20 protein-coding genes are annotated in these 20652 nt (G+C 56.5%); 9 read left to right on the top strand and 11 right to left on the bottom strand.

Annotated elements, in window-relative coordinates; translation table 11 throughout:
* The coding region (locus AC1QQ2_RS02885) for a UbiA family prenyltransferase (protein ID WP_479712008.1) at positions 1-386 on the bottom strand (386 nt) is incomplete at its 3' end.
* Positions 286-570, bottom strand: coding sequence for a hypothetical protein (locus AC1QQ2_RS02890; protein WP_479712124.1), 285 nt, complete (start codon positions 568-570; stop codon positions 286-288). The genes AC1QQ2_RS02890 and AC1QQ2_RS02885, both read right to left, overlap by 101 nt.
* 170 nt (positions 571-740) lie before the next feature.
* Between AC1QQ2_RS02890 and AC1QQ2_RS02895 the strand changes: the two genes are divergently transcribed.
* Positions 741-1196: an Lrp/AsnC family transcriptional regulator gene (locus AC1QQ2_RS02895; protein WP_479712009.1), complete on the top strand. Its 456-nt coding sequence runs from the start codon at positions 741-743 to the stop codon at positions 1194-1196.
* Here AC1QQ2_RS02895 and hpbA read toward each other — a convergent pair.
* The gene (gene hpbA / locus AC1QQ2_RS02900; RefSeq protein ID WP_479712010.1) at positions 1193-3229 is read right to left on the bottom strand and encodes an N-methyl-L-proline N-demethylase HpbA; all 2037 of its coding nucleotides are present in this window, start codon (positions 3227-3229) and stop codon (positions 1193-1195) included. The two genes, AC1QQ2_RS02895 and hpbA, sit on opposite strands and share 4 nt — an antisense overlap.
* 118 nt (positions 3230-3347) lie before the next feature.
* Between hpbA and AC1QQ2_RS02905 the strand changes: the two genes are divergently transcribed.
* On the top strand, positions 3348-3977 hold the full coding sequence (locus tag AC1QQ2_RS02905; protein WP_479712011.1) for a TetR/AcrR family transcriptional regulator: 630 nt from the start codon (positions 3348-3350) through the stop codon (positions 3975-3977).
* Positions 3974-4816 (top strand): pyrroline-5-carboxylate reductase family protein, encoded by an 843-nt coding sequence (locus tag AC1QQ2_RS02910; protein ID WP_479712012.1) that lies wholly within the window; start codon positions 3974-3976, stop codon positions 4814-4816. The genes AC1QQ2_RS02905 and AC1QQ2_RS02910 overlap by 4 nt, the downstream gene beginning before the upstream one ends.
* Here AC1QQ2_RS02910 and AC1QQ2_RS02915 read toward each other — a convergent pair.
* Both AC1QQ2_RS02915 and AC1QQ2_RS02920 read right to left on the bottom strand, forming a co-directional pair.
* On the bottom strand, positions 4737-5810 hold the full coding sequence (locus tag AC1QQ2_RS02915) for an FAD-binding oxidoreductase (RefSeq protein ID WP_479712013.1): 1074 nt from the start codon (positions 5808-5810) through the stop codon (positions 4737-4739). The genes AC1QQ2_RS02910 and AC1QQ2_RS02915 overlap by 80 nt on opposite strands.
* Positions 5807-7024, bottom strand: coding sequence for an aromatic ring-hydroxylating oxygenase subunit alpha (locus AC1QQ2_RS02920; RefSeq protein WP_249945743.1), 1218 nt, complete (start codon positions 7022-7024; stop codon positions 5807-5809). Before AC1QQ2_RS02920 ends, AC1QQ2_RS02915 begins: the two co-directional genes overlap by 4 nt.
* A 129-nt stretch (positions 7025-7153) precedes the next feature.
* Here AC1QQ2_RS02920 and AC1QQ2_RS02925 point away from each other — a divergent pair, with 129 nt between their 5' ends.
* Positions 7154-8035, top strand: coding sequence for a LysR family transcriptional regulator (locus tag AC1QQ2_RS02925; RefSeq protein ID WP_479712014.1), 882 nt, complete (start codon positions 7154-7156; stop codon positions 8033-8035).
* Between the two features lie 105 nt (positions 8036-8140).
* Entirely contained in the window at positions 8141-8974 is an 834-nt protein-coding gene (locus tag AC1QQ2_RS02930) for a bifunctional allantoicase/(S)-ureidoglycine aminohydrolase (RefSeq protein ID WP_479712015.1), read from the top strand.
* A 79-nt stretch (positions 8975-9053) separates the two neighbouring features.
* Here the strand turns inward: AC1QQ2_RS02930 and AC1QQ2_RS02935 are convergent, their stop codons facing one another.
* From AC1QQ2_RS02935 to puuE, 3 genes are read right to left on the bottom strand one after another with little or no spacing between them, the layout of a single operon-like run.
* Complete coding sequence (locus AC1QQ2_RS02935) at positions 9054-10451, bottom strand: uracil-xanthine permease family protein (RefSeq protein WP_479712016.1); 1398 nt, start codon at positions 10449-10451, stop codon at positions 9054-9056.
* 52 nt (positions 10452-10503) lie between these two features.
* Positions 10504-10992: an ureidoglycolate lyase gene (locus AC1QQ2_RS02940; protein WP_479712017.1), complete on the bottom strand. Its 489-nt coding sequence runs from the start codon at positions 10990-10992 to the stop codon at positions 10504-10506.
* Positions 10989-12404 (bottom strand): allantoinase PuuE, encoded by a 1416-nt coding sequence (gene puuE / locus AC1QQ2_RS02945; protein ID WP_479712018.1) that lies wholly within the window; start codon positions 12402-12404, stop codon positions 10989-10991. Before puuE ends, AC1QQ2_RS02940 begins: the two co-directional genes overlap by 4 nt.
* Before the next feature lie 138 nt (positions 12405-12542).
* On the opposite strand from puuE, the gene uraH reads away from it, so the two are divergent.
* The gene (gene uraH, locus AC1QQ2_RS02950) at positions 12543-12896 is read left to right on the top strand and encodes a hydroxyisourate hydrolase (protein ID WP_479712019.1); all 354 of its coding nucleotides are present in this window, start codon (positions 12543-12545) and stop codon (positions 12894-12896) included.
* Here the strand turns inward: uraH and AC1QQ2_RS02955 are convergent.
* The gene (locus tag AC1QQ2_RS02955) at positions 12893-13798 is read right to left on the bottom strand and encodes a LysR family transcriptional regulator (RefSeq protein WP_479712020.1); all 906 of its coding nucleotides are present in this window, start codon (positions 13796-13798) and stop codon (positions 12893-12895) included. The genes uraH and AC1QQ2_RS02955 overlap by 4 nt on opposite strands.
* A gap of 101 nt (positions 13799-13899) precedes the next feature.
* Between AC1QQ2_RS02955 and AC1QQ2_RS02960 the strand changes: the two genes are divergently transcribed.
* Both AC1QQ2_RS02960 and AC1QQ2_RS02965 read left to right on the top strand, forming a co-directional pair.
* Positions 13900-15135: a urate hydroxylase PuuD gene (locus tag AC1QQ2_RS02960; RefSeq protein WP_479712021.1), complete on the top strand. Its 1236-nt coding sequence runs from the start codon at positions 13900-13902 to the stop codon at positions 15133-15135.
* A 153-nt stretch (positions 15136-15288) separates the two neighbouring features.
* Positions 15289-16605 carry a cytochrome-c peroxidase gene (locus tag AC1QQ2_RS02965; RefSeq protein ID WP_479712022.1) on the top strand — a complete coding sequence of 439 codons (1317 nt, stop codon included), beginning with the start codon at positions 15289-15291 and terminating at the stop codon, positions 16603-16605.
* Here AC1QQ2_RS02965 and AC1QQ2_RS02970 read toward each other — a convergent pair.
* Both AC1QQ2_RS02970 and AC1QQ2_RS02975 read right to left on the bottom strand, forming a co-directional pair.
* A complete protein-coding gene (locus AC1QQ2_RS02970) occupies positions 16602-18080 on the bottom strand; it encodes a CRTAC1 family protein (protein WP_479712023.1) in 1479 nt (492 codons plus the stop codon). The genes AC1QQ2_RS02965 and AC1QQ2_RS02970 overlap by 4 nt on opposite strands.
* Complete coding sequence (locus AC1QQ2_RS02975) at positions 18077-19351, bottom strand: ROK family transcriptional regulator (RefSeq protein ID WP_105234632.1); 1275 nt, start codon at positions 19349-19351, stop codon at positions 18077-18079. The genes AC1QQ2_RS02970 and AC1QQ2_RS02975 overlap by 4 nt, the downstream gene beginning before the upstream one ends.
* A 214-nt stretch (positions 19352-19565) precedes the next feature.
* Here AC1QQ2_RS02975 and AC1QQ2_RS02980 point away from each other — a divergent pair, with 214 nt between their 5' ends.
* The gene (locus tag AC1QQ2_RS02980; protein WP_105234631.1) at positions 19566-20594 is read left to right on the top strand and encodes a substrate-binding domain-containing protein; all 1029 of its coding nucleotides are present in this window, start codon (positions 19566-19568) and stop codon (positions 20592-20594) included.
* The last annotated feature ends 58 nt before the right edge of the window (positions 20595-20652 follow it).

Genomic DNA, 20652 nt, shown 5'->3' on the forward strand with positions numbered 1-20652 from the left:
ATACTAAGCCCAGAAAAATTATTTATTTTAAAAGCTTTAAAACAAGATTGAGGATTAATTTTATCAAATATTTGTATTTGATAAACTAAACTTAAAATAAAAATTATCATAAAAAATGTTAAAAAGTTAAAACCAAGTTCATTTTTAATTAAGTAAATTATTAATAATGAAGATAAAAGGTAATTTACACTAACGAATTGTCTAATATTTTTTTTAAACTTTATGGAAGTTGATTTTACTCCAATTATCTCATCATCTCTTATATCTTGCGCTCCATAAATAGTGTCATAACCCAGTGTCCAAAATATGGCTGATAAGTAAAAGATTATTATTTCTTGTGAAATATAGTTTGTCGATGCTGCCCAAGCCCATCCGCCCGCGTTCATCCTTGATCGTGATGCGGGCGACACCGACGGCCTTGGCCAGTTCGGGGGCTTCGACCAACGGCGTTTGAGCGTGCGCGGGGCACATCGACAACAGTTTACCCACGGCACTCGCGTCCGCGGTCGGATAAAGAGTCAAGTTCGGCAGGCCAGTACCGCGGAAGGGGTTGGGACGTGTGTTGGGCATGGGGAATCCTTTTACTTTGCAATGAGAGTAGCGCAGGCGGTCAATCCGATCTCGGCAAAGAGGGACATGTTGAGGCCGAAAAACCGCGTCACTCACGTCCAGTTACGGATTTTCGGACCTATTCGATAATTAGCCGTGACATTGAGCGTATATTCCGACCAAATCCCCACATGGACAGCTTTGACACACTCATCCTCGACGCCTTGCAGCACAACAACCGCCTGACCGCCGAAGCGCTATCGGAAAAAGTGGGGCTATCCCCTGACGCTTGCCGCAAACGGCTTGCCAAATTGCGGTCATCGGATGCGATTGAACAAGAGGTCGCGATCCTCAATCCACAAACGATGGGCCGAGGATTGATCATGATTGTGGAGGTGACGCTCCAAAACGAACGGCCTGCGGAATTGGACCGCTTTAAGGACAAGATGAAAGCCGCGCCAGAAGTGATGCAGTGCTACTATGTCACTGGAAACGCGGACTTTATCCTGATCCTCTCAGCCAAAGACATGGCCGATTACGAAGATTTTACGCGACGCCACTTCTTTGCAGAAGAAAACGTCGCGCGATTTAGAACGAGCGCGGTGATGGACCGCGTGAAGGTCGGCTTTACGATGCCAATCGGTTAGAGATCCTTACCGATACGCAGGGCATCGTAGATTGCCGCGTGGGTGTTGCGTGCCGAAACAGCGTCACCGATGCGGAACAGACGGAACGTGCCTTCGGGATTGCGCATCACGGTCTGCGGTGCACCTGTCGACAGCGCGTCGTAATCCACCTCACCGAGGTTCGACGACAGCGGTTTCAGATCGAAATAGATGTCATCGAGCGGGCGCGTGCCATGGTTCACCACAACCTGATCCACGATCCGTTCACGGGTCACCCCGCCGTAATCGCTGCCCAAGGTGGCGCGCAGTTGGTTGCCGTCTTTCGCGACGGCCATCAGACGCCACGTGACCGTAAAGGTCGTGTCGCGTTTTTGCAGGTTACGCATGTAAGGAACAAGGTTCATCGCCATGACTTCAGGCGCGAAACTGCGGTCTGGCGTGACGATTTCGACCTTCGCGCCCGTTTCCGAAATCACATCCGCCGCCTGTAGACCCGCGTGATCGCCCGCGTCGTCAAACACAAGCACGTTTGTGCCCGGCTTCACATCGCCCGACAGAATATCCCACGCGGAACAAACCAGTTCATTGCCAGCTTCCAACACCTCGGTATGGGGCAAGCCCCCTGTCGCGACGATAACCTCGTCTGGGTTGGTTTCCAGAACGGTGTCCATGTCGGCAAATGTGTTGAAATGGAACTGCACGCCGCGCTTGGTGCATTGGTCAAAGCGCCACGCGATGATCGACGCCATCTCACGACGGCGTTCTTGCAGCGCAGTTAGCCGAATTTGCCCACCGGGTTGGTCGGCGGCCTCGAACACGGTGACAGCGTGACCGCGTTCTGCGGCGACGCGAGCGGCCTCCATCCCTGCGGGGCCAGCACCGACGATCGTGACCCGCTTTTTCGTGTCCGCAGGGGTGATCGTCTGCGGCACTTCCAGTTCGCGGCCCGTTGCGGGGTTATGCAAGCAGAGCGCCATGCCGCCTTGATAAATACGGTCGAGGCAGTAGTTCGCGCCGACGCAAGGACGAATGTCATCCTCGCGCCCTTCGATGATTTTGCGCACCAAATGCGGGTCGGCCATGTGGGCGCGGGTCATGCCGACCATATCCAGCTTCCCGCTCGCAATCGCATGACGGGCGGTGGCAACGTCAGGAATTTTGGCAGCGTGGAAGGTCGGGAAATTGGTTGCCGCGCGAATTTCGCCCGCAAAGTCGAGGTGCGGCGCGTTCCGCATCCCTTGGATCGGGATCAGATCAGTCAGACCAGGGTCAGTGTCGATATGGCCCTTCACGATATTGAGGAAATCCACGTGGCCACTGTTTTTGAGCATGTGAGAAACCTGAAGCCCCTCATCCTTGCCCATGCCGCCCGCCATATCCTGATCGCCCGTGTAGCGCACACCGACGATGAACTTCTCGCCACAGCGGGCACGGATGGCTTGCAAAACCTCCATCGTGAACCGCAGACGGTTTTCGAGCGAACCACCATAGGGCGCGTCAAGGTCGTTGGTCAGCGGGGACCAGAATTGTTCAAGGAGGTGGCCGTAAGCTTCGAGCTCGATCCCGTCGACGCCCGCCGCTTGCATACGTTCAGCGGCATCCGCGTAGTCCTCGATGATACGAGTGATGTCCCAGTCTTCTATGCGTTTTGGGAATGCACGGTGCGATGCTTCGCGTTCGTGGCTGGGCGCTACAACGGGCAACCAGTCCGCTTTGTCCCAGCGCGTGCGGCGACCAAGGTGGGTCAATTGGATCATCACAGCGGCGCCATGGTCGTGACATTCATCGACCATCTGCTTCATATAGCCGACGACTTCGTCCCTCCAGGCAAGGATATTGTTGAACACCGGCGGACTGTCGCGCGCGACCGAGGCCGACCCTGCGGTCATCGTCAGCGCCACGCCCGCCTTTGCCCGCTCTACGTGGTAGGCGCGGTAACGATCCTTGGGCATGCCGTCTTCGGGATAGGCAGGTTCATGACTTGTAATCATGATCCGGTTTTTCAAAGTGAGGTGTTTCAGCTGATACGGCTGGAGAAGTGGATCGTTAGACATGGCGCGACTCCGCAATTGGATTTGCCGAAGGATTCCGAAAATGTTCATAACTGTCAAGTTTAGGTTCACCTATGAACATTCACTTGAGCACCCAAAAAAACGAGAGTAGCGTACCCGCATGACTCAGGCTGAAGACATCGACACCGGATGGCGCGGATCGCCAGAATTATGGCTGCAAGCGGCCTATGATGCCCTGATCGAAAACGGCATCGATGCGGTGAAAATCCTACCGCTCGCGGCGCAGCTAAAGCTGTCGCGCACCAGTTTTTATTGGTTCTTTGACAATCGCGGATCGCTACTCCAAGCGCTGAGGGCATTGTGGGAGGACCGCACAACAACCCCCCTGATCGCCGCCACAAAGGAATACGCAGAGACCCGAACTGAGGCGATGTTCAACGTCATCAGTTGCTTCCTACGCGAAGATGCCTTTGACGCGCGGATGGAACACGCGGTGCGCAGCTGGGCGATACAAGACCCCAAAATGCTCACCGAACTGCAGGCGGCAGACAATCGACGGCTCGATGCGCTGCGCGGGATGCTTGAGGGCTGGGGCTATGACGCCCAAGATGCCGATGTGCGGGCGCGGACAATTTACCTCGTTCAGATTGGCTATATCTCAATGCAGACAACGGAACCGCTGACCGAACGACTGGCCCGCGTTGCCAATTATGTTGAGGTCTACACGGGCCAAAAACCCAATGATCGCGAGGTGGCGCGGTTCTATTCGCGGTTCGGAGTAATACTATGAAAATCGGGATTATCGGCGGCACGGGATGGCTTGGCTCTGCTTTGGGTAAGGCGCTGTTAGATCGTGGTCATGCGCCGAGCGATTTGGTGATCCTAAACCGTAGCGATCCGCGTGAGGACTATTTCGGGCGTCAGGTGGTTTGGGCGGCGGATGTGGCCGATCTGGTTGACCGTTCGGACGCGATCATCCTATCTGTGCGGCCACAGGATTGGCCCGCACTGAATTTTGACGCCAAGGGGAAACTGGCGATTTCGTTTATGGCAGGCGTGAACATCGCGACCTTGGGTGATCGTGTGATCCGCGCCATTCCGAACGCAGCAGCAGAGATCGGCACGTCCTATTCGCCGTGGTTCGCTGGATCTGCGGTCACCGCGGATGACAAAGCGACCGCGAATGACATCCTGTCGGCCTTTGGCACCTGTGATGAACTCGCGTCAGAGACGGATATCGATTTGATGACCGCGCTTTCTGGATCAGGTCCCGCCTACCCTGCCCTCATGGCTGCTGCGATGATGAAATTTCTAACGGACAATGGCGTCAGCACAGACATTGCGGCGCGTGCAACCGAGGCGACCATCTGTGATGCGGCGCAATTGTTGCGGGGTGAGACGCAGAACGCGACCGAGTGGGTGAAAGTCTTTGTCGATTATGCAGGCACGACGGCGGCGGGTCTGACCACAGCAGAGGCGGGTGGGTTTTCCACCGCGCTCTACTCTGGTCTTACTGCCGCGACCCAAAAGGCCAAGGATATGGGGCGGATTAAGCCTCCACCTCCACATTGCCCAAGGGGTGCGAACAACAGGCAAGGATATAGCCTGCGTCAACTTCGGCATCGGTGATCCCGCCGTTGTGGACCATATGCACGTCGCCCGAGATTTTCTTGATCTTGCAGGTTCCGCACAGACCGAAGCTACAGCCAGACGGCAGCGGCACACCATTGGCACGCGCCAAGGCGAGAACCGTGTCCGTCTCTTTGCCCAACGCGGTCTTGCCCGATTTCGCAAAAGTAACCTCTGCGGCTGCCGTGGCATCGGCTTCAACATCGTTGAATTCGGGCAGGTCTTCTTCATCCTCAACAGGGGCCGAGAATGCCTCCTGATGATAGCGATCCATATCATAGCCGAGCGAAATCAGGATCTCGCGCACGCTGTCCATAAAGCTCTCTGGACCACAGCAATAGACATCGCGCTCCAGATAGTCCTGACACATCAGGCCCAGCATCAACTGGTTAAATCGACCGCGATAGCCAGTCCAAACCTCGTAGGGATCGTTTTGACCGACGACAAAATGCAGATCGATGCCAGCGGTCCGCGAGGTCATCAGTTCCAGCTTTTGGCGGAAAATCAGGTCACGCGGACGTTTGGCGCATTGGATAAAGCAGATATCGGGATCGTTGCCCAATTCATACAAAGTCGTCGCCATCGACATGAGCGGCGTCACGCCAGAGCCCGCGGAAATATACAGGTATTTGCCATCGGGCTGGTCAGGCAGATGGAAGATACCCGCAGGACCGTAGGCCTTGATCCGCGTGCCAACCGTCAGATGATCATGCATCCAGCGACTTCCGACAGAACCCTCTTGGACCTTGACCGTCACACTTATGTAGCCCGCCGACAGGGGCGAAGAGGACATGGTAAATGTCCGCTGCACATTCCCACCAGGCACGGGCAGATCAAGCGTGATGAATTGCCCCGCCTTGTAGACGAATGTCGCACCAGAGGGCGCGCGGAAGCTGAAGGTTTTGACGTTCGGTGCCTCAGGCAGAACGGCGACACACTCTAGCAATTCCGCATCAGTCCAAACGGGCGAGGCGCGGTTCGGCATCGGGATCATGACGACACCATGTGGTTTTGCAGCGTCTTGCAGTACCAGTCCACGAACTGGTTCACGCCGCCTTCTTGGGCCTTGCTGTAGGGACCGGGTTTATAGCCAGGAGATTGGACGCCACGCTGGTTTTCTTCAACGATTTGGCGGTCCTCATCGTTGGTGTGAATCCAGACCTCAGTCAGCCGGTTCAGATCGTAATCCACGCCTTCGACCGCATCCTTGTGTACAAGCCACGTCGTTGTGACTTCGGTCCGATCTGGGCCGAGCGGCATGACGCGGAAGGTCAGCACTTGATCCGACAGGAAGTGGTTCCACGAGTTTGGATAGTGGAAATAGAGACAGCTGCCTGCATCATCGAAGGGCACAGTGCCAATGCGTTTTGACACCGCAGCCTTACCGTCCATCGTGTAACTTACGGTATCGCGCAGGAACGGAATACGGACAAAACGCCATGTTTCGGTCGGGTCGATCACATAGCGCGCAGGGAAATTCGCGGCCTCACATTTTTCGATATGTTCGCGACCCATATTGCTGGTCGTCGCATCATCCGCACCTACTAGGTTCGGATCATCGGGGAAGGTCACGCAAAGCGAGGGGTGGTTCGAGGCGCAGTGATAGCATTCGCGGTTGTTTTCCATCACCAGCTTCCAGTTCGCCTCTTCGACGATGGTGGACTGGTAGGCGACCTTGAGGTTGGCCACGTCGTGAGGGCCGAGGTAACGGGCAGCTTGATCCGCGAGGTCACCGCTGTCAGGCGCAACGGCAGCTAGGCAGATGTAAATCAGACCCTGCACTTCGCGACAGTGAACGACGCCAAGGCCGTGTTCTTTGGGATTAAAATCATCGCCCATTTCACGCGCCCAGAGAAGCGATCCATCGAGGTCATAGGTCCACTGGTGATAGGGGCAAACGAGTTTAGCAGAGGTGCCTTTGGTCGCCGAACAAATGCGGCTGCCACGGTGACGGCAGGAGTTGTGGAACGCACGCGCGACACCATCAGCACCCCGCACCACGATGATCGACGCATCGCCCAAAGTGACGGTCACATAGTTGCCTGCGGCGGGCAGTTCCGCAGCGCTCGCCGCAAAAATCCATTCACGGTGCCATAGGTCGCGCATGTCGGCGTCATAGGCCGCTTGGGACAAATAAAGCCCCTGCGGCAGCGAATGCCACGGTTTACGGGACAGGAGGAGAGAGAGGACATCACTGTTCGAATGCATCGGTCGGTCTTTCGTTGAATCAGCCATACAGAACCGCAAAACGCAGGTCCCTCGCAATCGCAAAAAACCTATCATTGACTTACTTGAATTAAGCCATAATGGTTTTGGAGTTCACCTCAGGATTACCCCATGCCAGCCCGTTATCGCTCGCTCCCTTCTCTCACCGCGATTGCCAGTTTTGAGGCCGCTGCGCGGTGTGCCAGTTTCAAAAAGGCCGCCGATGATTTGAACGTCACCCCCGCCGCGATCAGCCATCAGGTCAAATCGCTGGAGGCCGAACTGGGGTTTCAGGTTTTCAACCGCTATCACCGTGGCGTCGAATTGAACGAGGCGGGCGCTTTTCTCTATGTCGCAATCCAGCGTGGGTTTGGCGAAATATCCAGTGCAATCGAACAGTTACAGCTTCGCGCGGATGACGACGCGGTGACGATTGAGGCGACGACGGCAGTCTCTGCGTTCTTCCTCACCCCGCGCCTGACGCGGTTCTGGGCGCATCGCGGACACATCCCAGTGTCGCAAAACGTCACCGATTTGCCGGGGACGTCGCCCACCAGTGACCTGTGTATTTTCTACGGTGAGGATGCCCCGAATTCGGGCGATTGCCGCCTCTTGTTCCGTGACCGCATTTCTATTCTTGCCTCACCAGAGTTCGCATCGCGTTTTTCTGCCCAAAATTTGACCGATTTGACTAAGATGCCTTTGATCCACTTAACCGCGTCAGATGCGCGATGGACGGGCTGGCAGAGCTTTCTCGAAATGCTGGGGGTGACGATTGATCTGGGTCCTTCGCACTACGTGAACAACTACGCCATCGCTCTTCAAGCCGCCCAAGACGGTGTGGGTGCGGTGCTGGGGTGGGAAACGCTGACACGCGGGCTGATCTCATCGGGATCGCTGGTCAAACTCTTTCCCGACAGCATTGAGGCGCCGCATGGGTTCTATATCACTGCTCGGAAAAACGCCCCTGCGCGGGCGATTGAGTTGCGAGATTGGCTACTGGCTGCGGCCTGAGATGCGATTATCAAACCCAAGCTACGAAACCTTATCGTCAAATCGCTGTGGTGCGTCGCGCCAAAGTTAGGTTGAGTGGGGTCGATCTATAAGGTTCGGATTATCATGACAAAATCTCGATACTACTCCCCGACGGGCGGGCTACCGCCGCAGACACAGTTGCTCACGGATCGCGCCGTGTTCAAAGACGCCTATGCCGTCATTCCCAAAGGCACGATGAGCGATATCGTGACCAGCTACCTGCCGTTTTGGGACAACGCCCGTTTTTGGGTTCTGGCCCGCCCGCTGTCTGGATTTGCAGAGACGTTTTCGCAATACATCGCTGAGGTTGCTGAGGGCGGCGGTTCGGATCGCCCAGAGACGGAGACGGGCGTTGAGGCTGTTCTCTTTGTCGTGGCGGGCGAAATGACGCTCACGCTGAACAGCGAAACCCATGTGTTGGCTGAGGGCGGATATGCCTTCCTCCCGCCAGACGCGACATGGTCCCTGCGCAATACCAAAGCGGCCCCACTGCGGTTCCATTGGCTGCGCAAACGGTATCAAGCGATTGACGGGCTGGACATGCCGCCCGCCTTTGTCACGAACGAAGCGGACGTGGCCCCGAATGCGATGCCCGACACCGATGGCAAATGGGCGACGACGCGGTTCGTTGATCCGACCGACCTGCGCCACGACATGCATGTGAACATCGTGACCTTCCAACCTGGTGGCGTGATCCCATTTGCGGAAACGCATGTGATGGAACACGGGCTCTATGTGCTTGAAGGCAAAGCCGTCTACCGTCTCAACGATGATTGGGTTGAGGTCGAGGCTGGCGACTTCATGTGGCTTCGGTCGTTCTGCCCGCAAGCCTGTTACGCAGGGGGACCGGGGCCGTTCCGATACCTTCTCTACAAGGACGTGAACCGCCACATGCCCTTCGCACCACTGGCCCGATAAACGAAAAGCCACAGAGTTTCCTCTGGGGCTTTTGCTTTGTCAGATGCCCTGCCCCGCCAATGCGGAGCAGGGTTTTTGATTACTTCTTGGAGCCAGACATGCCGCCCGACACTTCGTCAGTCGCTTCGACCGAGAGGTGTGCAGGCAGGATGAGGTTCAGGACAATCGCGATCAGGGCTGCAGGCAGGATGCCCGAAGTTGCCAAGATCTTGATCGTGCCCGGCAGATACTGCAGCGCATCAGGTTCGAGCTGGAGGCCCAGACCCAGCGACAGAGCGATCGCAAAGATCACCATGTTGCGGGAGTTCCATTCGACGTCCGACAGCATCGAAATGCCCGAAGCCACGACCATGCCGAACATAACGATCACGCCGCCGCCCAGAACTTCGATCGGAACGGTCGAGATGATCGCGCCAACTTTGGGGACCAAACCACAGATGATCAGGAACACAGCGCCAAGGGTCACAACGTGGCGGCTCATGACGCCAGTGATTGCGATCAGGCCAACGTTCTGGCTGAACGAGGTGTTCGGCAGGGCGCCAAAGAGGCCAGACACAGCAGTGCCCAGACCGTCTGCATAGGTCGCACCTGCGATCTCTTTGTCAGTCGCTTCGCGGCCAGCGCCACCTTTGGTGATACCAGACACGTCACCCACGGTTTCAACAGCCGACACGAACGCCATTGCGCAGAAGCCGATGATCGACGCCGCGGTGAATTCCATGCCAAAGTGGAACGGGTTCGGCAGCGAGAAGGCCGCAGCGCGCCCCACGTTGCCAAAGCTCACCATGCCCAGCGCATAAGCGACGACATAGCCTGCGATCAGACCAACAAGAACGGCAGAGATCGACAGCATACCACGGGCAAAGAACTTGAGACCCAATGTGACAACGATAACGGTGCCAGCCACCAGCCAGTTTGCACCAGAGCCATACTCAGGCGTGCCAATCGCAGGAACACCGCCTGCTGCATACTGAATACCGACCTTCACCAGCGCGAGACCGATCATCATTACCACAAGGCCCGTCACCAGCGGCGGCAAGGCAAAGCGGATCTTTCCGATGACCGTGCCGAGGAGTGCGTGGAACAGACCACCCACGAAAATACCGCCCATCAGGACAGCGATAGCATCAACGCCCTTGCCCGCAACGAGCGGGATCATAATCGGAATAAACGCAAAAGATGTGCCCTGAACGATGGGCAAACGTGCGCCGACAGGACCGAAACCAATGGTTTGGAACAATGTCGCAATGCCCGCAAAGAACATCGACATCTGGATCATATAGACCATTTGCGGGAAATCAGGCGAGTTCGATCCAAAGCCGAAACCAGCCGCGCCACAAACGATGATCGCAGGTGTGACGTTCGAGACGAACATCGCCAAAACGTGTTGGATACCGAGCGGGATCGCTTGGCCTAATGGAGGTGTATAATTTGGGTCCTTTAGCTGTGCAGCTGTCCCAAGTGACGTATCAGCCATAGTGTTACTCCCTTTTGACTGTTGTTAGTCGCCCCCATTCTGCGGGGAGCGTTTATTGTGGGACGTCAATAATCACTGGCTCTTTGAACCAGTGTTCCACCAGATTATTGCCGTCCCCAATTCGGTCGATCACGATGTATTGGCCATCGCGATCCAGTGGCGTGAGGACCCCATGCCATGTGTTTCTATGTAGGTTGATCGATTGCCCCGGCTGGCTGATGAACGCCTCGATCGGACCAGGGGTTTCGCCCGCAGCCGCAACCACAACAATCATCGGAACACCCGAGATCGGCACAAATGCCTGACTGCCCAAGGGGTGTCGTTCGACCAAAGCGACCGTCATCGGCAGGCTACGCGCCTTTGCGTCAAAGAGGCTGATGCCCGCGCGACCCTCGCCGAAATCGACGTTTGCGCGGTCGTGGTGGCGCCCGCACATGCCCTGATTGATGATCATGTCAGGGGCGCCCGAAACTTCGATCACATCACCATAAGGCGCAAAGGCTTCGGCGGTGAGGGGTTTGGGCGTCACGTTGACTGTCATGCGAAGAGATCCTGCAAACGGAACTCTGCGATGCGTTCGACCTGTCGGCAGGCCTCAGCAAATTCGGTCGCGCGGTCGTTGTTGATCCGACGTTTGAACGCTGCAAGGATCGACGCCTTATCATGGTCACGCACGGCGATGATAAAAGGGAACCCGTGTTTCGCAACATAGTCCGAGTTTAGCGCGGTAAAGGTTTCGCGCTCCTCATCGGTGAGCATATTCAGACCCGCGCTGGCCTGTTCTGATGTGCTCTCTGCGGTCAGGCGTCCAGCCGCAGCCAGTTTCCCAGCCAGATCAGGGTGCGCCAATAGAACGCCGAGCCGTTCATCCTCGGTCGCGGAACGGAACATGCGGCATAGCGCGTTGTGAACGCCTGCAGCACAGTCGTGCGCGGGGCCCAGTTCCAACTCGAACGCACGTTCGGCAATCCAAGCGGAATGTTCAAAGATGCCACCATAGAGGCTGACAAAACGGTCTTTGGTCATCTGGCTCGGTCGTTCGATCCGTTTGTGCGGATGATGCGTCGCCCAATGCTCTGCCACCTCGATGCGGCGCGGGCACCAGACATCGCTATGTGCCTGAATATGGTCGATGAATTTCTTGAGGCCTGCGATTTTACCGGGACGGCCAACCAGACGGCAATGCAGCCCGACGGACATCATTTTCGGCGCGCCTGCCTCGCCTTCGGCATAAAGCGTATCGAAGGCATCAATCAGATAGTCGCCAAAGTCCTGCCCTGTGACCCACCCAGGTGCACCCGCAAACCGCATGTCGTTTGCCTCGAGCGTATAGGGGATGATCAACTGATCGCGGTCGCCGAATTCCATCCAATGCGGCAGGTCGTCGTCATAGGTATCGCTGATGTAGTCGAACCCACCCTCTTCAGCGACGAGAGCAACAGTGTTCATCGAACAGCGGCCCGTATACCAACCGCGCGGGCGTTCACCGACGACCTCAGTATGAAGACGGACGGCCTCAGCAATCGCTGCGCATTCTTCGTCCTCGGGCATGTCTTTGTGTTCAACCCACTTGAGCCCGTGGCTCGCGATTTCCCAGCCTGCGGACTTCATCGCGGCAACCTGTTCAGGGTTGCGGGCCAAGGCAGAGGCCACGCCATAGATTGTCACGGGAATACCTGCGCCCGTAAACAAACGGTGCAAACGCCAAAACCCAGCGCGGGCGCCGTATTCGTAGATCGACTCCATGTTCCAATGACGCTGACCCGCCCACGGCGCAGCACCCGGAATATCGGACAAGAAGCCCTCAGAGCCCGCATCCCCATGGAGCAAGCAGTTCTCACCGCCTTCTTCGTAGTTCAGAACGAATTGCACAGCCACTTTGGCCCCGTTGGGCCAGTTCGCATTGGGGGCCTGAGGCCCGTATCCGCGCATGTTGCGAGTATATCGACGCAATTGAATTCTCCTGCAGTTCGCAACACTGTATTCTGAGAGCCAGTGAAACGGTTTCAATTTAATCTTGAAAGTCCTTATTGCTGCTCAGGTATCGCTTCATTCTGAAACTGCGGCAAAAAAGGGCAAAAGGAGACTGATATGTCTGGATATTTGACTACTCACGTTTTGGACACGGCGCGTGGCTGCCCTGCGCAGGGTCTAAAGATTGACCTCTATCGGATTGAAAACGAAACCCGCACGCACATCCGTAGCCTCTCTACAAACGCGGATGGCCGCACCGATGAACAGATCCTGCCCGCAGCGGAATTTGCGACGGGTGTTTATGAGCTGGTGTTCCACGCGGGCGACTACATCGATGCTTGCGGAACCCCACCTGAAACTCCACGGTTTCTGGATGTGATCCCGCTGCGGTTTGGCATGTCAGAGGCATCGCACTACCACGTGCCGCTGCTTCTCTCGCCCTTCGGGTATTCGACCTATCGCGGCAGCTAAACCGATAGCTGTTCGTCGATCCGTTTGACCATAAAATCTATAAAAACCCGTGCCTTGGGGTCTTGCCGTCTGCGGTGCATGAACAGGCATCCCATCTGAATGGGCACGGGTGGTTCGTCTGGCAGCACAGGCACCAGACGCCCAGATTCGAGGTGCTCTGAAATCTCGAACACGGATTTCAGAATGATCCCCTGCCCGTCCAAGGCCCAATTGGTCAGCACGTCACCGTGGTCAGTTTCAAACGGCCCTGTCACGGGTACACGACGCACACCCTCTGGTCCTTGCAAAGGCCAGCGAAACTCTGGCGCGCCGGGGTAGCGCAGGTTCAAACAGTCATGGGCATCGGTGCAGAGTTCCGCGCTCGATGTCGGATAGCCCCGCCGCGCGAGGTAATCAGGCGACGCGCAGAGCACCCTTTGGCAGTCGGTGATTTTGCGAATGCGCAAGTTGCTGTCCTCGGGATTGCCAAGGAAAAACAACACATCAAGCCCTTCTTCGGCCATATCCAATTTGCGGTCGGACAGACGCAGGCGAATATCCACAAGCGGGTTCTGCGCCCGAAAAGCAGGCAAAGCAGGCGCGATGACCCGCTGACCCAGCCCGAGCGGTGCCGCGACGTAGAGCGTTCCACGCAAGGTGCTGGTCGCGGTGCTAATGTCGGCTTCGGCCATATCGACGGCCTCAATGATGCGGCAGGCCCCTTCGTAAAACATCCGCCCCTGTTCAGTCGCAGCGAGTTTGCGGGTCGTCCGCTGGAAGAGCCGTGTGTTAAGGTGTTCTTCTAACTGCGAGATTCGAGATGATGCAACCGCAGCAGAAATGCGTAAATCTCGTGCAGCTGCCGACATATTTTCAAGTTCATAGACCCGAATGAAGGTTCTGATATTGTCGAGGTAAGCCACGTGATATTTCCGTATTTCTTGAAGCTGCCTTGGGATTTTCAAGAATACTCGAAAAGCTATCACTGGACTAGACTCTTCGCAAAGACAGGAGATGGGGAAATATGCAGGACCTTGTAGTATTGTGGGATTGGGCCGCCTTTGCAGTGCGCTGGCTTCACGTGATCACCGCGATGGCGTGGATCGGATCATCCTTTTATTTCATCGCGTTGGACCTTGGTCTTCGCAAGGTGCCGAACCTTCCAGTGGGCGCGCACGGCGAAGAATGGCAGGTGCATGGCGGTGGGTTCTACCACATCCAGAAATACCTCGTTGCCCCTGAAAACATGCCCGACCATCTGACGTGGTTCAAATGGGAGAGCTATACGACTTGGCTCTCTGGCGCTGCTCTGTTGATGATCATCTACTGGGTAGGTGGTGAGTTGTACCTCATTGATCCAGCCAAGGCTGACCTCGCCCTGTGGCAAGGTATCCTGATTTCTGCAGCCTCCCTCAGCATCGGCTGGTTGGTCTATGACTTCCTCTGCAAATCACCTCTGGGCGAACGCCCCACCGTCCTGATGGTTCTGCTGTTTGTCCTGCTCGTGGTGATGGGCTGGGCCTATAATCAAGTGTTCACAGGTCGCGCGGTCATGCTGCACCTCGGCGCGTTCACAGCGACGATCATGACGGCGAACGTGTTCCTGATCATCATGCCAAACCAGCGCATCGTGGTAAAAGACCTCCAAGAAGGTCGCACACCTGACGCGAAATACGGGAAAATCGCGAAACTGCGGTCGACGCACAACAACTACCTGACACTTCCGGTCGTGTTCTTGATGTTGTCGAACCACAACCCACTGGCCTTTGGCACCGATTACAACTGGATCATCGCGGCGCTGGTGTTCCTGATGGGCGTAACAATCCGCCATTATTTCAACACCCGCCACGCTCGCAAAGGCAGCCCAAGCTGGACATGGGCCGTGACTGCGATCCTGTTCATCCTGATCGCGTGGCTGTCGACCGCACCGCTGCGCTACGACACATGGGAAGAATCTGACGCGCGTCCGCTGACCCCGACCGAACAGAAGTTCGCAAATGCCCAAGGGTTCGAGGACGTGGCATCTATGATCCCTGGCCGCTGTTCGATGTGCCACGCGCGTGAGCCGTTCTATGACGGTATCCGCAACGCGCCCAAGGGAATGCTGCTCGAAACGGACCACGATATTGCTCGCGCCGCGACCCAGATTTTCCTGCAGGCTGGCGTCACCCACGCCATGCCGCCCGCGAACGTCAGCTACATGGAAGACGACGAACGTCGGATGATAGTGGAGTGGTATCGCAACGCCACAAACAGCTAAACTGCTTCTCCCTCCAAAGAGGCCCTGCCCGAGAGATCAGGTGGGGCCTCTTTCTGTTCAAAACACCGTTTATATACGAAAAATCTATCCTCTTTTCCTTTCCAAACCCAAGGCTTTGCGACACTCTACTGCCAAGGGAAGAGGAGAGATCGAATGCGTTCATTGACCTTAGTTTTGGCTTTGGCAGCCCCAATGGTTCAGGCGGCGGGCATACCAGCACCATTGACGGATGATGACTTCCTGCCGGTGCGCCAAGACGAGGCCGAACTGGGCCAGTTGCTATTCTATGATCCCATCCTATCGGGTAACAAAGAGGTTGCCTGCGCGACCTGTCACCATCCGTCCGAGGGAACAGGCGACGGGCTATCGCTATCCATCGGGGATGGTGGTCGCGGGCTAGGCCCGAACCGCGTTTTGGACATGGCGAACCTGCCTGAACAACGGATTCCACGAAACGCCCAGCCGCTCTTTAACCTCGGCGCAAAAGAGTTCCGAGTATTGTTCCACGATGGCCGTGTTGAAGTAGACCCGAGCCGTCCGAATGGCCTTCGCACCCCTCTTGAGGACGAGATGGTCGCGGGCTTCGCCTCTATCGTTTCCGCGCAGACAATGTTCCCCGTTTTGTCCGCCGATGAAATGGCGGGCCATTATTCCGAGAACGAGATTTCGCAGGCCGTGCGTCTGGGCACGTTGACGGGCGAAGGTGGTGCATGGGATTTGATCGCGCGCCGCGTTGCGGCCATTCCTGAATACGCTGATAAATTCAGCGCGGTGTATGACCACATTTCGTCCCCCGACGACATCGCCTTTACCGATATTTCCAACGCCATTGCCGCGTTTATGGAGTTTGAATGGCGGTCGGATACATCGCCCTTTGATGCGGCCTTGCGCGGGACGACTCCGCTACCAGACACCGCTGCCCTAGGGATGGAGTTGTTTTATGGCGAGGCTGGATGTGCGTCCTGTCACGCAGGAAAATTCCTGACCGATCATAGCTTCCACGCGATGGGGCAGCCTCAGGTCGGACCGGGTAAAGGTGCGCGGTTTGAAACCAATGCCCGCGACGAAGGGCGGTTCCGTGTGACAGGCGATCCTGCGGACCTTTACGCGTTCCGCACGCCGTCATTGCGCAACGTGGCACTCACTGGGCCATGGGGCCACGCGGGGGCCTATTCGGACCTGACGACCTTTGTCAAAGGTCACATTGATCCCGTTGCGGGGCTCGAATCCTACGATCGTTCGCAAGTCGTGCTGCCCGAGGCCGAGTTCGCCGATTGGCGGATCATGGATGATCCCGCAGAGGTGGCAGCTATCGCCGCAGCAGTCAGCATTGAACCCGTTGAACTGTCGGATGACGAGGTTACGGCGATTGTCGCGTTCCTGAACAGCCTGACAGACACCACCGCGCAGACAGGTCGTTTGGGTATTCCCGAAACGGTGCCGAGCGGATTGACGATCCCTAACCCTTAATGGGTTAGGGTCAGCGTTTGGTTCACAGGGGCGGTGGCCGTGGTCACTGTCCCGTTCGGCCATTCCACCGTGATCGTCGCCTCAATCGCGTCGCCAAGACCGAAATGCAACGGCACAGCCTGACCGCCAGCGTGACCGCCGCCGATGGTGACTTGCTGGGTTTCTTTAAACGAACCTGCCTCAACCGTGATCTGCGCTCCGATCGCATTGCGGTTTCCACCGCCCTGCTCCAGCGCAACGTTGAGCCATGCGCCAGTATCTGGCGTCACGTTGCGATAGATTTCCATAGGCGCACGACGGTTCAGCACCAGCACATCAAGCCGTCCGTCATTGTCGAAATCGGCTAGCGCAGCACCACGGGCACGTTCACCACTGGCCAGACCCGCCTCGAGTGCTGCCTCGACAAAATGACCATCGGGCTGCTGCATCAGAAGGTTATTCGGATCATGGATCGCGTTCGACGGCATCTGATCGACATTGCCTTTCGCGATGAACAGATCGGCGCGACCATCGTTGTCCACATCGCCAAACTGCGCGTGCCATCCTGTCGACGGACGACCATCATCGCCTAAATATGGGCGATGCGCCGATGTGCCCATGTTAAACGGCGCAGCGGTATATAGGCCTTCGTCTGTTGCGATCTGCAGAAGCTGGTCGCCCATAGAGGTCAGCATGACCTCATCGCGGCCATCGCCATTGAGGTCGCGGCTGGCGATCCCCATGCCCCAGAGTGAGACTTTCGCCCAGCCGTCCTCTTCGCCTAAAAACCGTGCTTCGGCGATGTCCCACATCTGCTCGTAACCGCCGCGCACGTAATACTGGCGGTCGTTCGAAATGCGGAGCCGCTGGGTGCCCGATGCATCCCGCGCAGCAAGCATCGAGAGCGCACAAAAGCCGGGCTCGAGGTTACTAGCCGTGTATGTGCCGTTCTCAGGCGTCAGTAGCGTATTGCTATCACAGGCGAAAAACGGCCCCTTTGGGTTGCTGCGATCGACGTAGTTGCCGACCGCCATATGCGGCAGACCGTCATCAACCCACCATGCGGTAAACGAGGTGGACCACTGATCTGTCTCTGGCACACCATAATCAGCCGTCACATCAGTAAAGCTGCAATCCGGACCGCCCTTCAGCACTCTATTCGCGCCGATCCGCAGGACGAAAAGGTCCATGTGACCGTCCGCATCAATGTCGATCGGATAGGCACCTGTGGTCTCTGTGATTTCGGGAAAGTCACCTGCGTGGAACTGAAAATCACCATCGTTGATGAACAGCGAGGCAGGCCCCGTTCCGCCTGCAGCGAACACATCAGGGAGTGTATCCCCATTGCAATCCATCACCGCAACGCCGCCGCCGACGAAATGATCCCAGCCACCGCTGTATTCGTGAGGCGGCAAATTCTGGGACATATTTTCGAAAACTGGACCCGCAAAGGCCGGAGCCGCGCCAAAGACCGCGAGGAGCGTTAGGTATTTCATGCTGGTAACTTCGTCTCTCCAAAGACCCGATTGGTCAATTCACTCAGCGCAAGCGCCGCTGCCCCACGGGCCCAGACTAAGTCATCCCACGTCTGGATTTCAATTTTACTTCTTGGTCGCGCCTGATTGAGCGTCAAGGAATGCGTTTCCGCAAGCACTTCGGCGGCATAAAGGTAGTCGAACCGCATCCGTTCGCCCGACAGAATGATCAGCTCGGGATCGAAAAGGTTGATGATATTAGACAGGCCAACCGCCAAATAGCGCCCTGCCCGCTGGAAAATCGTCCGCGCACCACGGTTCCCCGATTTTGCTTTTTCGTAGAGCGTTTCGAGCATGACGGGCAAGCTCTGCGGATTGTTCCGCGAAATACCCAAGGCCGTCGATGCCTCGCGCGCCAAAGCGTAGTCCGCGAGGTAGGCCTCAAGACAACCACGTTGCCCACAGCGGCAGAGCGCACCGTCGAGTTGCACTTTGATATGGCCCAATTCCATGCCCATGCCACGGGTGCCGCGATAGAGCTGGTTGTTAATCACCATGCCCATACCCACGCCATGTTCGACCGTGACAACCGCAAAATCCTTACGGCTACGGCCAGCGCCGAACCACAGTTCAGCCAGCGTCAGCATATTCGCGTCGTTTTCGAGGTGAGCGGGACAGTTGAACCGATCCGCAATGGCTTGCTCCATCGCGACTTCGGTTTCAACAATGAGCGGCGACCATGTGACCACACCACAGGAATGGTCGACAACACCAGAGATTCCGACGCTGATTCCCGAGACCGCCGAGAACGGCAGGCCGGCCGTGGTCATCAAACGATTCACCAGTTCTTCGAGTTCATCAAGGATCGTGGCGACGGGCTTTTTCGTGGTCGGAATGTTTAGCGCGGCAGAGGCAACCACCTGCCCCGCGAAATCGGTCAGCACGGCGGTGTGGCGTTCGTCAGAGATCTTAATCCCGATGACCCGCTTCACCTCTGGCACCACCTGCAATGCGACAGGAGGACGGCCACGCCCCGCTTCGCGGGCAGCACCCTCAACCTCGCGCAGATACCCTTCGGCGATCAATTCGGCCGTAATAGAGGTCACAGACCCCGGCGAAACGTTCAAAGTCCGCGCGATCATCGCCCGCGACACCTGCCCATTTGCCCGCACCTGTTCAAAGACCTGCTGACGGAGAGATTTGGAATCACGCAACCCCACAAGGTTAATCGGCCCGCACCCTTCCTGTGCGTGCTGCGATTCGAGAAGGACCTCCTCCAACCCAGATTCCATAAGTTCACCTCCTGAACTATTTCTGCACCTGCGAGAAGATTTCCTCCGAATTTCCCTCAGGTGAGCGTAATATTCGGGCGAAAATTGTCCGCTGTCCATAAATTTTCCGCAATTTATGATTTTTTTATTTTGACAATTGAATTTAATCAGTCAAGCTAGGGAGGCCTACGAAGAGAACGATCTTCGTTGATAGAATTCTATGGGAGGAAACACTATGCATAAGGCAATTATCGCGGCTGCTGTGGCAGTTGCAGGCTTCAGCGGCTCTGCTGCTCTGGCAGACGGCATGAAAATCGGCGTATCCTGGGCGAGCTTCCAGGAAGAGCGTTGGAAGATCGACGAAGCAGCAATGGTTGCAGCAATCGAAGCTGCTGGCGACACCTATGTGTCCGCAGACGCTCAGTCGTCGTCCACCAAACAGCTTGCTGACATCGAAGCACTGATCGCTCAGGGCGTTAACGCACTGATCATCAACGCATGGGACAAAGACGCAATCGGCCCGGCTATCGAAATGGCAGCGGCTGAGGGCATTCCGGTTGTTGGCTACGACCGTCTGATCGAAGACGACCGCACCTTCTACCTGACCTTTGACAACATCGGCGTTGGTCGCATCATCGCTGAAACCGTTTCGGCTGAAGTTCCAGAAGGCAACTACGCGATCATCAAAGGTGACCCAGGTGACCCGAACGCTGGGTTCCTGCTTCAGGGCATGATGGAAGTGATCGGCGACTCCGTTGCTGCTGGCAAAATCAACATCGTTGGCGAAGCGTTCTCGGACAGCTGGAAGCCTGAAAATGCTCAGAAAAACATGGAGCAGATCCTGACCGCAAACAACAACAACGTTGATGCTGTTCTGTCTCAAAACGACGGTATGGCTGGTGGTGTTGTTGCTGCTCTCTCCGCTCAGGGTCTCGTGATCCCTGTTGGTGGTCAGGACGGCGACTTGGCTGCGATCAACCGCGTTGCACGTGGCACCCAGACCGTTTCGGTTTGGAAAGACTCCCGTCAGCTCGGCACTGCAGCTGGTGAAATCGCATCGGCTCTGGCTTCGGGCACCGCTCTCGACGCAATCGAAGGCGCTGTGAAGTTCTCGGGCGGCGAAAAAGGTATCGAAATGAACGCGATCCTTCTGTCCCCGACCCCGCTGACACGCGCAAACCTCAGCGTTGCAATCGACGCAGGCCACATCTCGAAAGAGCAGGCATGTGAAGGCGCAATCGCAGGCGTTGACGGCTGTAACTAAGCCTAAGACACGGGTGCCAGACCTCGGTTTGGCACCCGACACTCTTTGAATTTTCGAC

The sequence above is a fragment of the Aestuarium sp. genome (assembly GCF_023253315.1).
GTDB classification, from domain to species: Bacteria; Pseudomonadota; Alphaproteobacteria; order Rhodobacterales; family Rhodobacteraceae; genus Marivivens; species Marivivens donghaensis.

Excerpts from the sequence above, each read along its gene's own strand:
- AC1QQ2_RS02890 (WP_479712124.1), bottom strand. The coding sequence starts at position 570 with ATGCCCAACACACGTCCCAACCCCTTCCGCGGTACTGGCCTGCCGAAC.
- AC1QQ2_RS02895 (WP_479712009.1), top strand. The coding sequence starts at position 741 with ATGGACAGCTTTGACACACTCATCCTCGACGCCTTGCAGCACAACAAC.
- hpbA (WP_479712010.1), bottom strand. The coding sequence starts at position 3,229 with ATGTCTAACGATCCACTTCTCCAGCCGTATCAGCTGAAACACCTCACT.
- AC1QQ2_RS02905 (WP_479712011.1), top strand. The coding sequence starts at position 3,348 with ATGACTCAGGCTGAAGACATCGACACCGGATGGCGCGGATCGCCAGAA.
- AC1QQ2_RS02910 (WP_479712012.1), top strand. The coding sequence starts at position 3,974 with ATGAAAATCGGGATTATCGGCGGCACGGGATGGCTTGGCTCTGCTTTG.
- AC1QQ2_RS02915 (WP_479712013.1), bottom strand. The coding sequence starts at position 5,810 with ATGATCCCGATGCCGAACCGCGCCTCGCCCGTTTGGACTGATGCGGAA.
- AC1QQ2_RS02920 (WP_249945743.1), bottom strand. The coding sequence starts at position 7,024 with ATGCATTCGAACAGTGATGTCCTCTCTCTCCTCCTGTCCCGTAAACCG.
- AC1QQ2_RS02925 (WP_479712014.1), top strand. The coding sequence starts at position 7,154 with ATGCCAGCCCGTTATCGCTCGCTCCCTTCTCTCACCGCGATTGCCAGT.
- AC1QQ2_RS02930 (WP_479712015.1), top strand. The coding sequence starts at position 8,141 with ATGACAAAATCTCGATACTACTCCCCGACGGGCGGGCTACCGCCGCAG.
- AC1QQ2_RS02935 (WP_479712016.1), bottom strand. The coding sequence starts at position 10,451 with ATGGCTGATACGTCACTTGGGACAGCTGCACAGCTAAAGGACCCAAAT.
- AC1QQ2_RS02940 (WP_479712017.1), bottom strand. The coding sequence starts at position 10,992 with ATGACAGTCAACGTGACGCCCAAACCCCTCACCGCCGAAGCCTTTGCG.
- uraH (WP_479712019.1), top strand. The coding sequence starts at position 12,543 with ATGTCTGGATATTTGACTACTCACGTTTTGGACACGGCGCGTGGCTGC.
- AC1QQ2_RS02960 (WP_479712021.1), top strand. The coding sequence starts at position 13,900 with ATGCAGGACCTTGTAGTATTGTGGGATTGGGCCGCCTTTGCAGTGCGC.
- AC1QQ2_RS02965 (WP_479712022.1), top strand. The coding sequence starts at position 15,289 with ATGCGTTCATTGACCTTAGTTTTGGCTTTGGCAGCCCCAATGGTTCAG.
- AC1QQ2_RS02970 (WP_479712023.1), bottom strand. The coding sequence starts at position 18,080 with ATGAAATACCTAACGCTCCTCGCGGTCTTTGGCGCGGCTCCGGCCTTT.
- AC1QQ2_RS02975 (WP_105234632.1), bottom strand. The coding sequence starts at position 19,351 with ATGGAATCTGGGTTGGAGGAGGTCCTTCTCGAATCGCAGCACGCACAG.
- AC1QQ2_RS02980 (WP_105234631.1), top strand. The coding sequence starts at position 19,566 with ATGCATAAGGCAATTATCGCGGCTGCTGTGGCAGTTGCAGGCTTCAGC.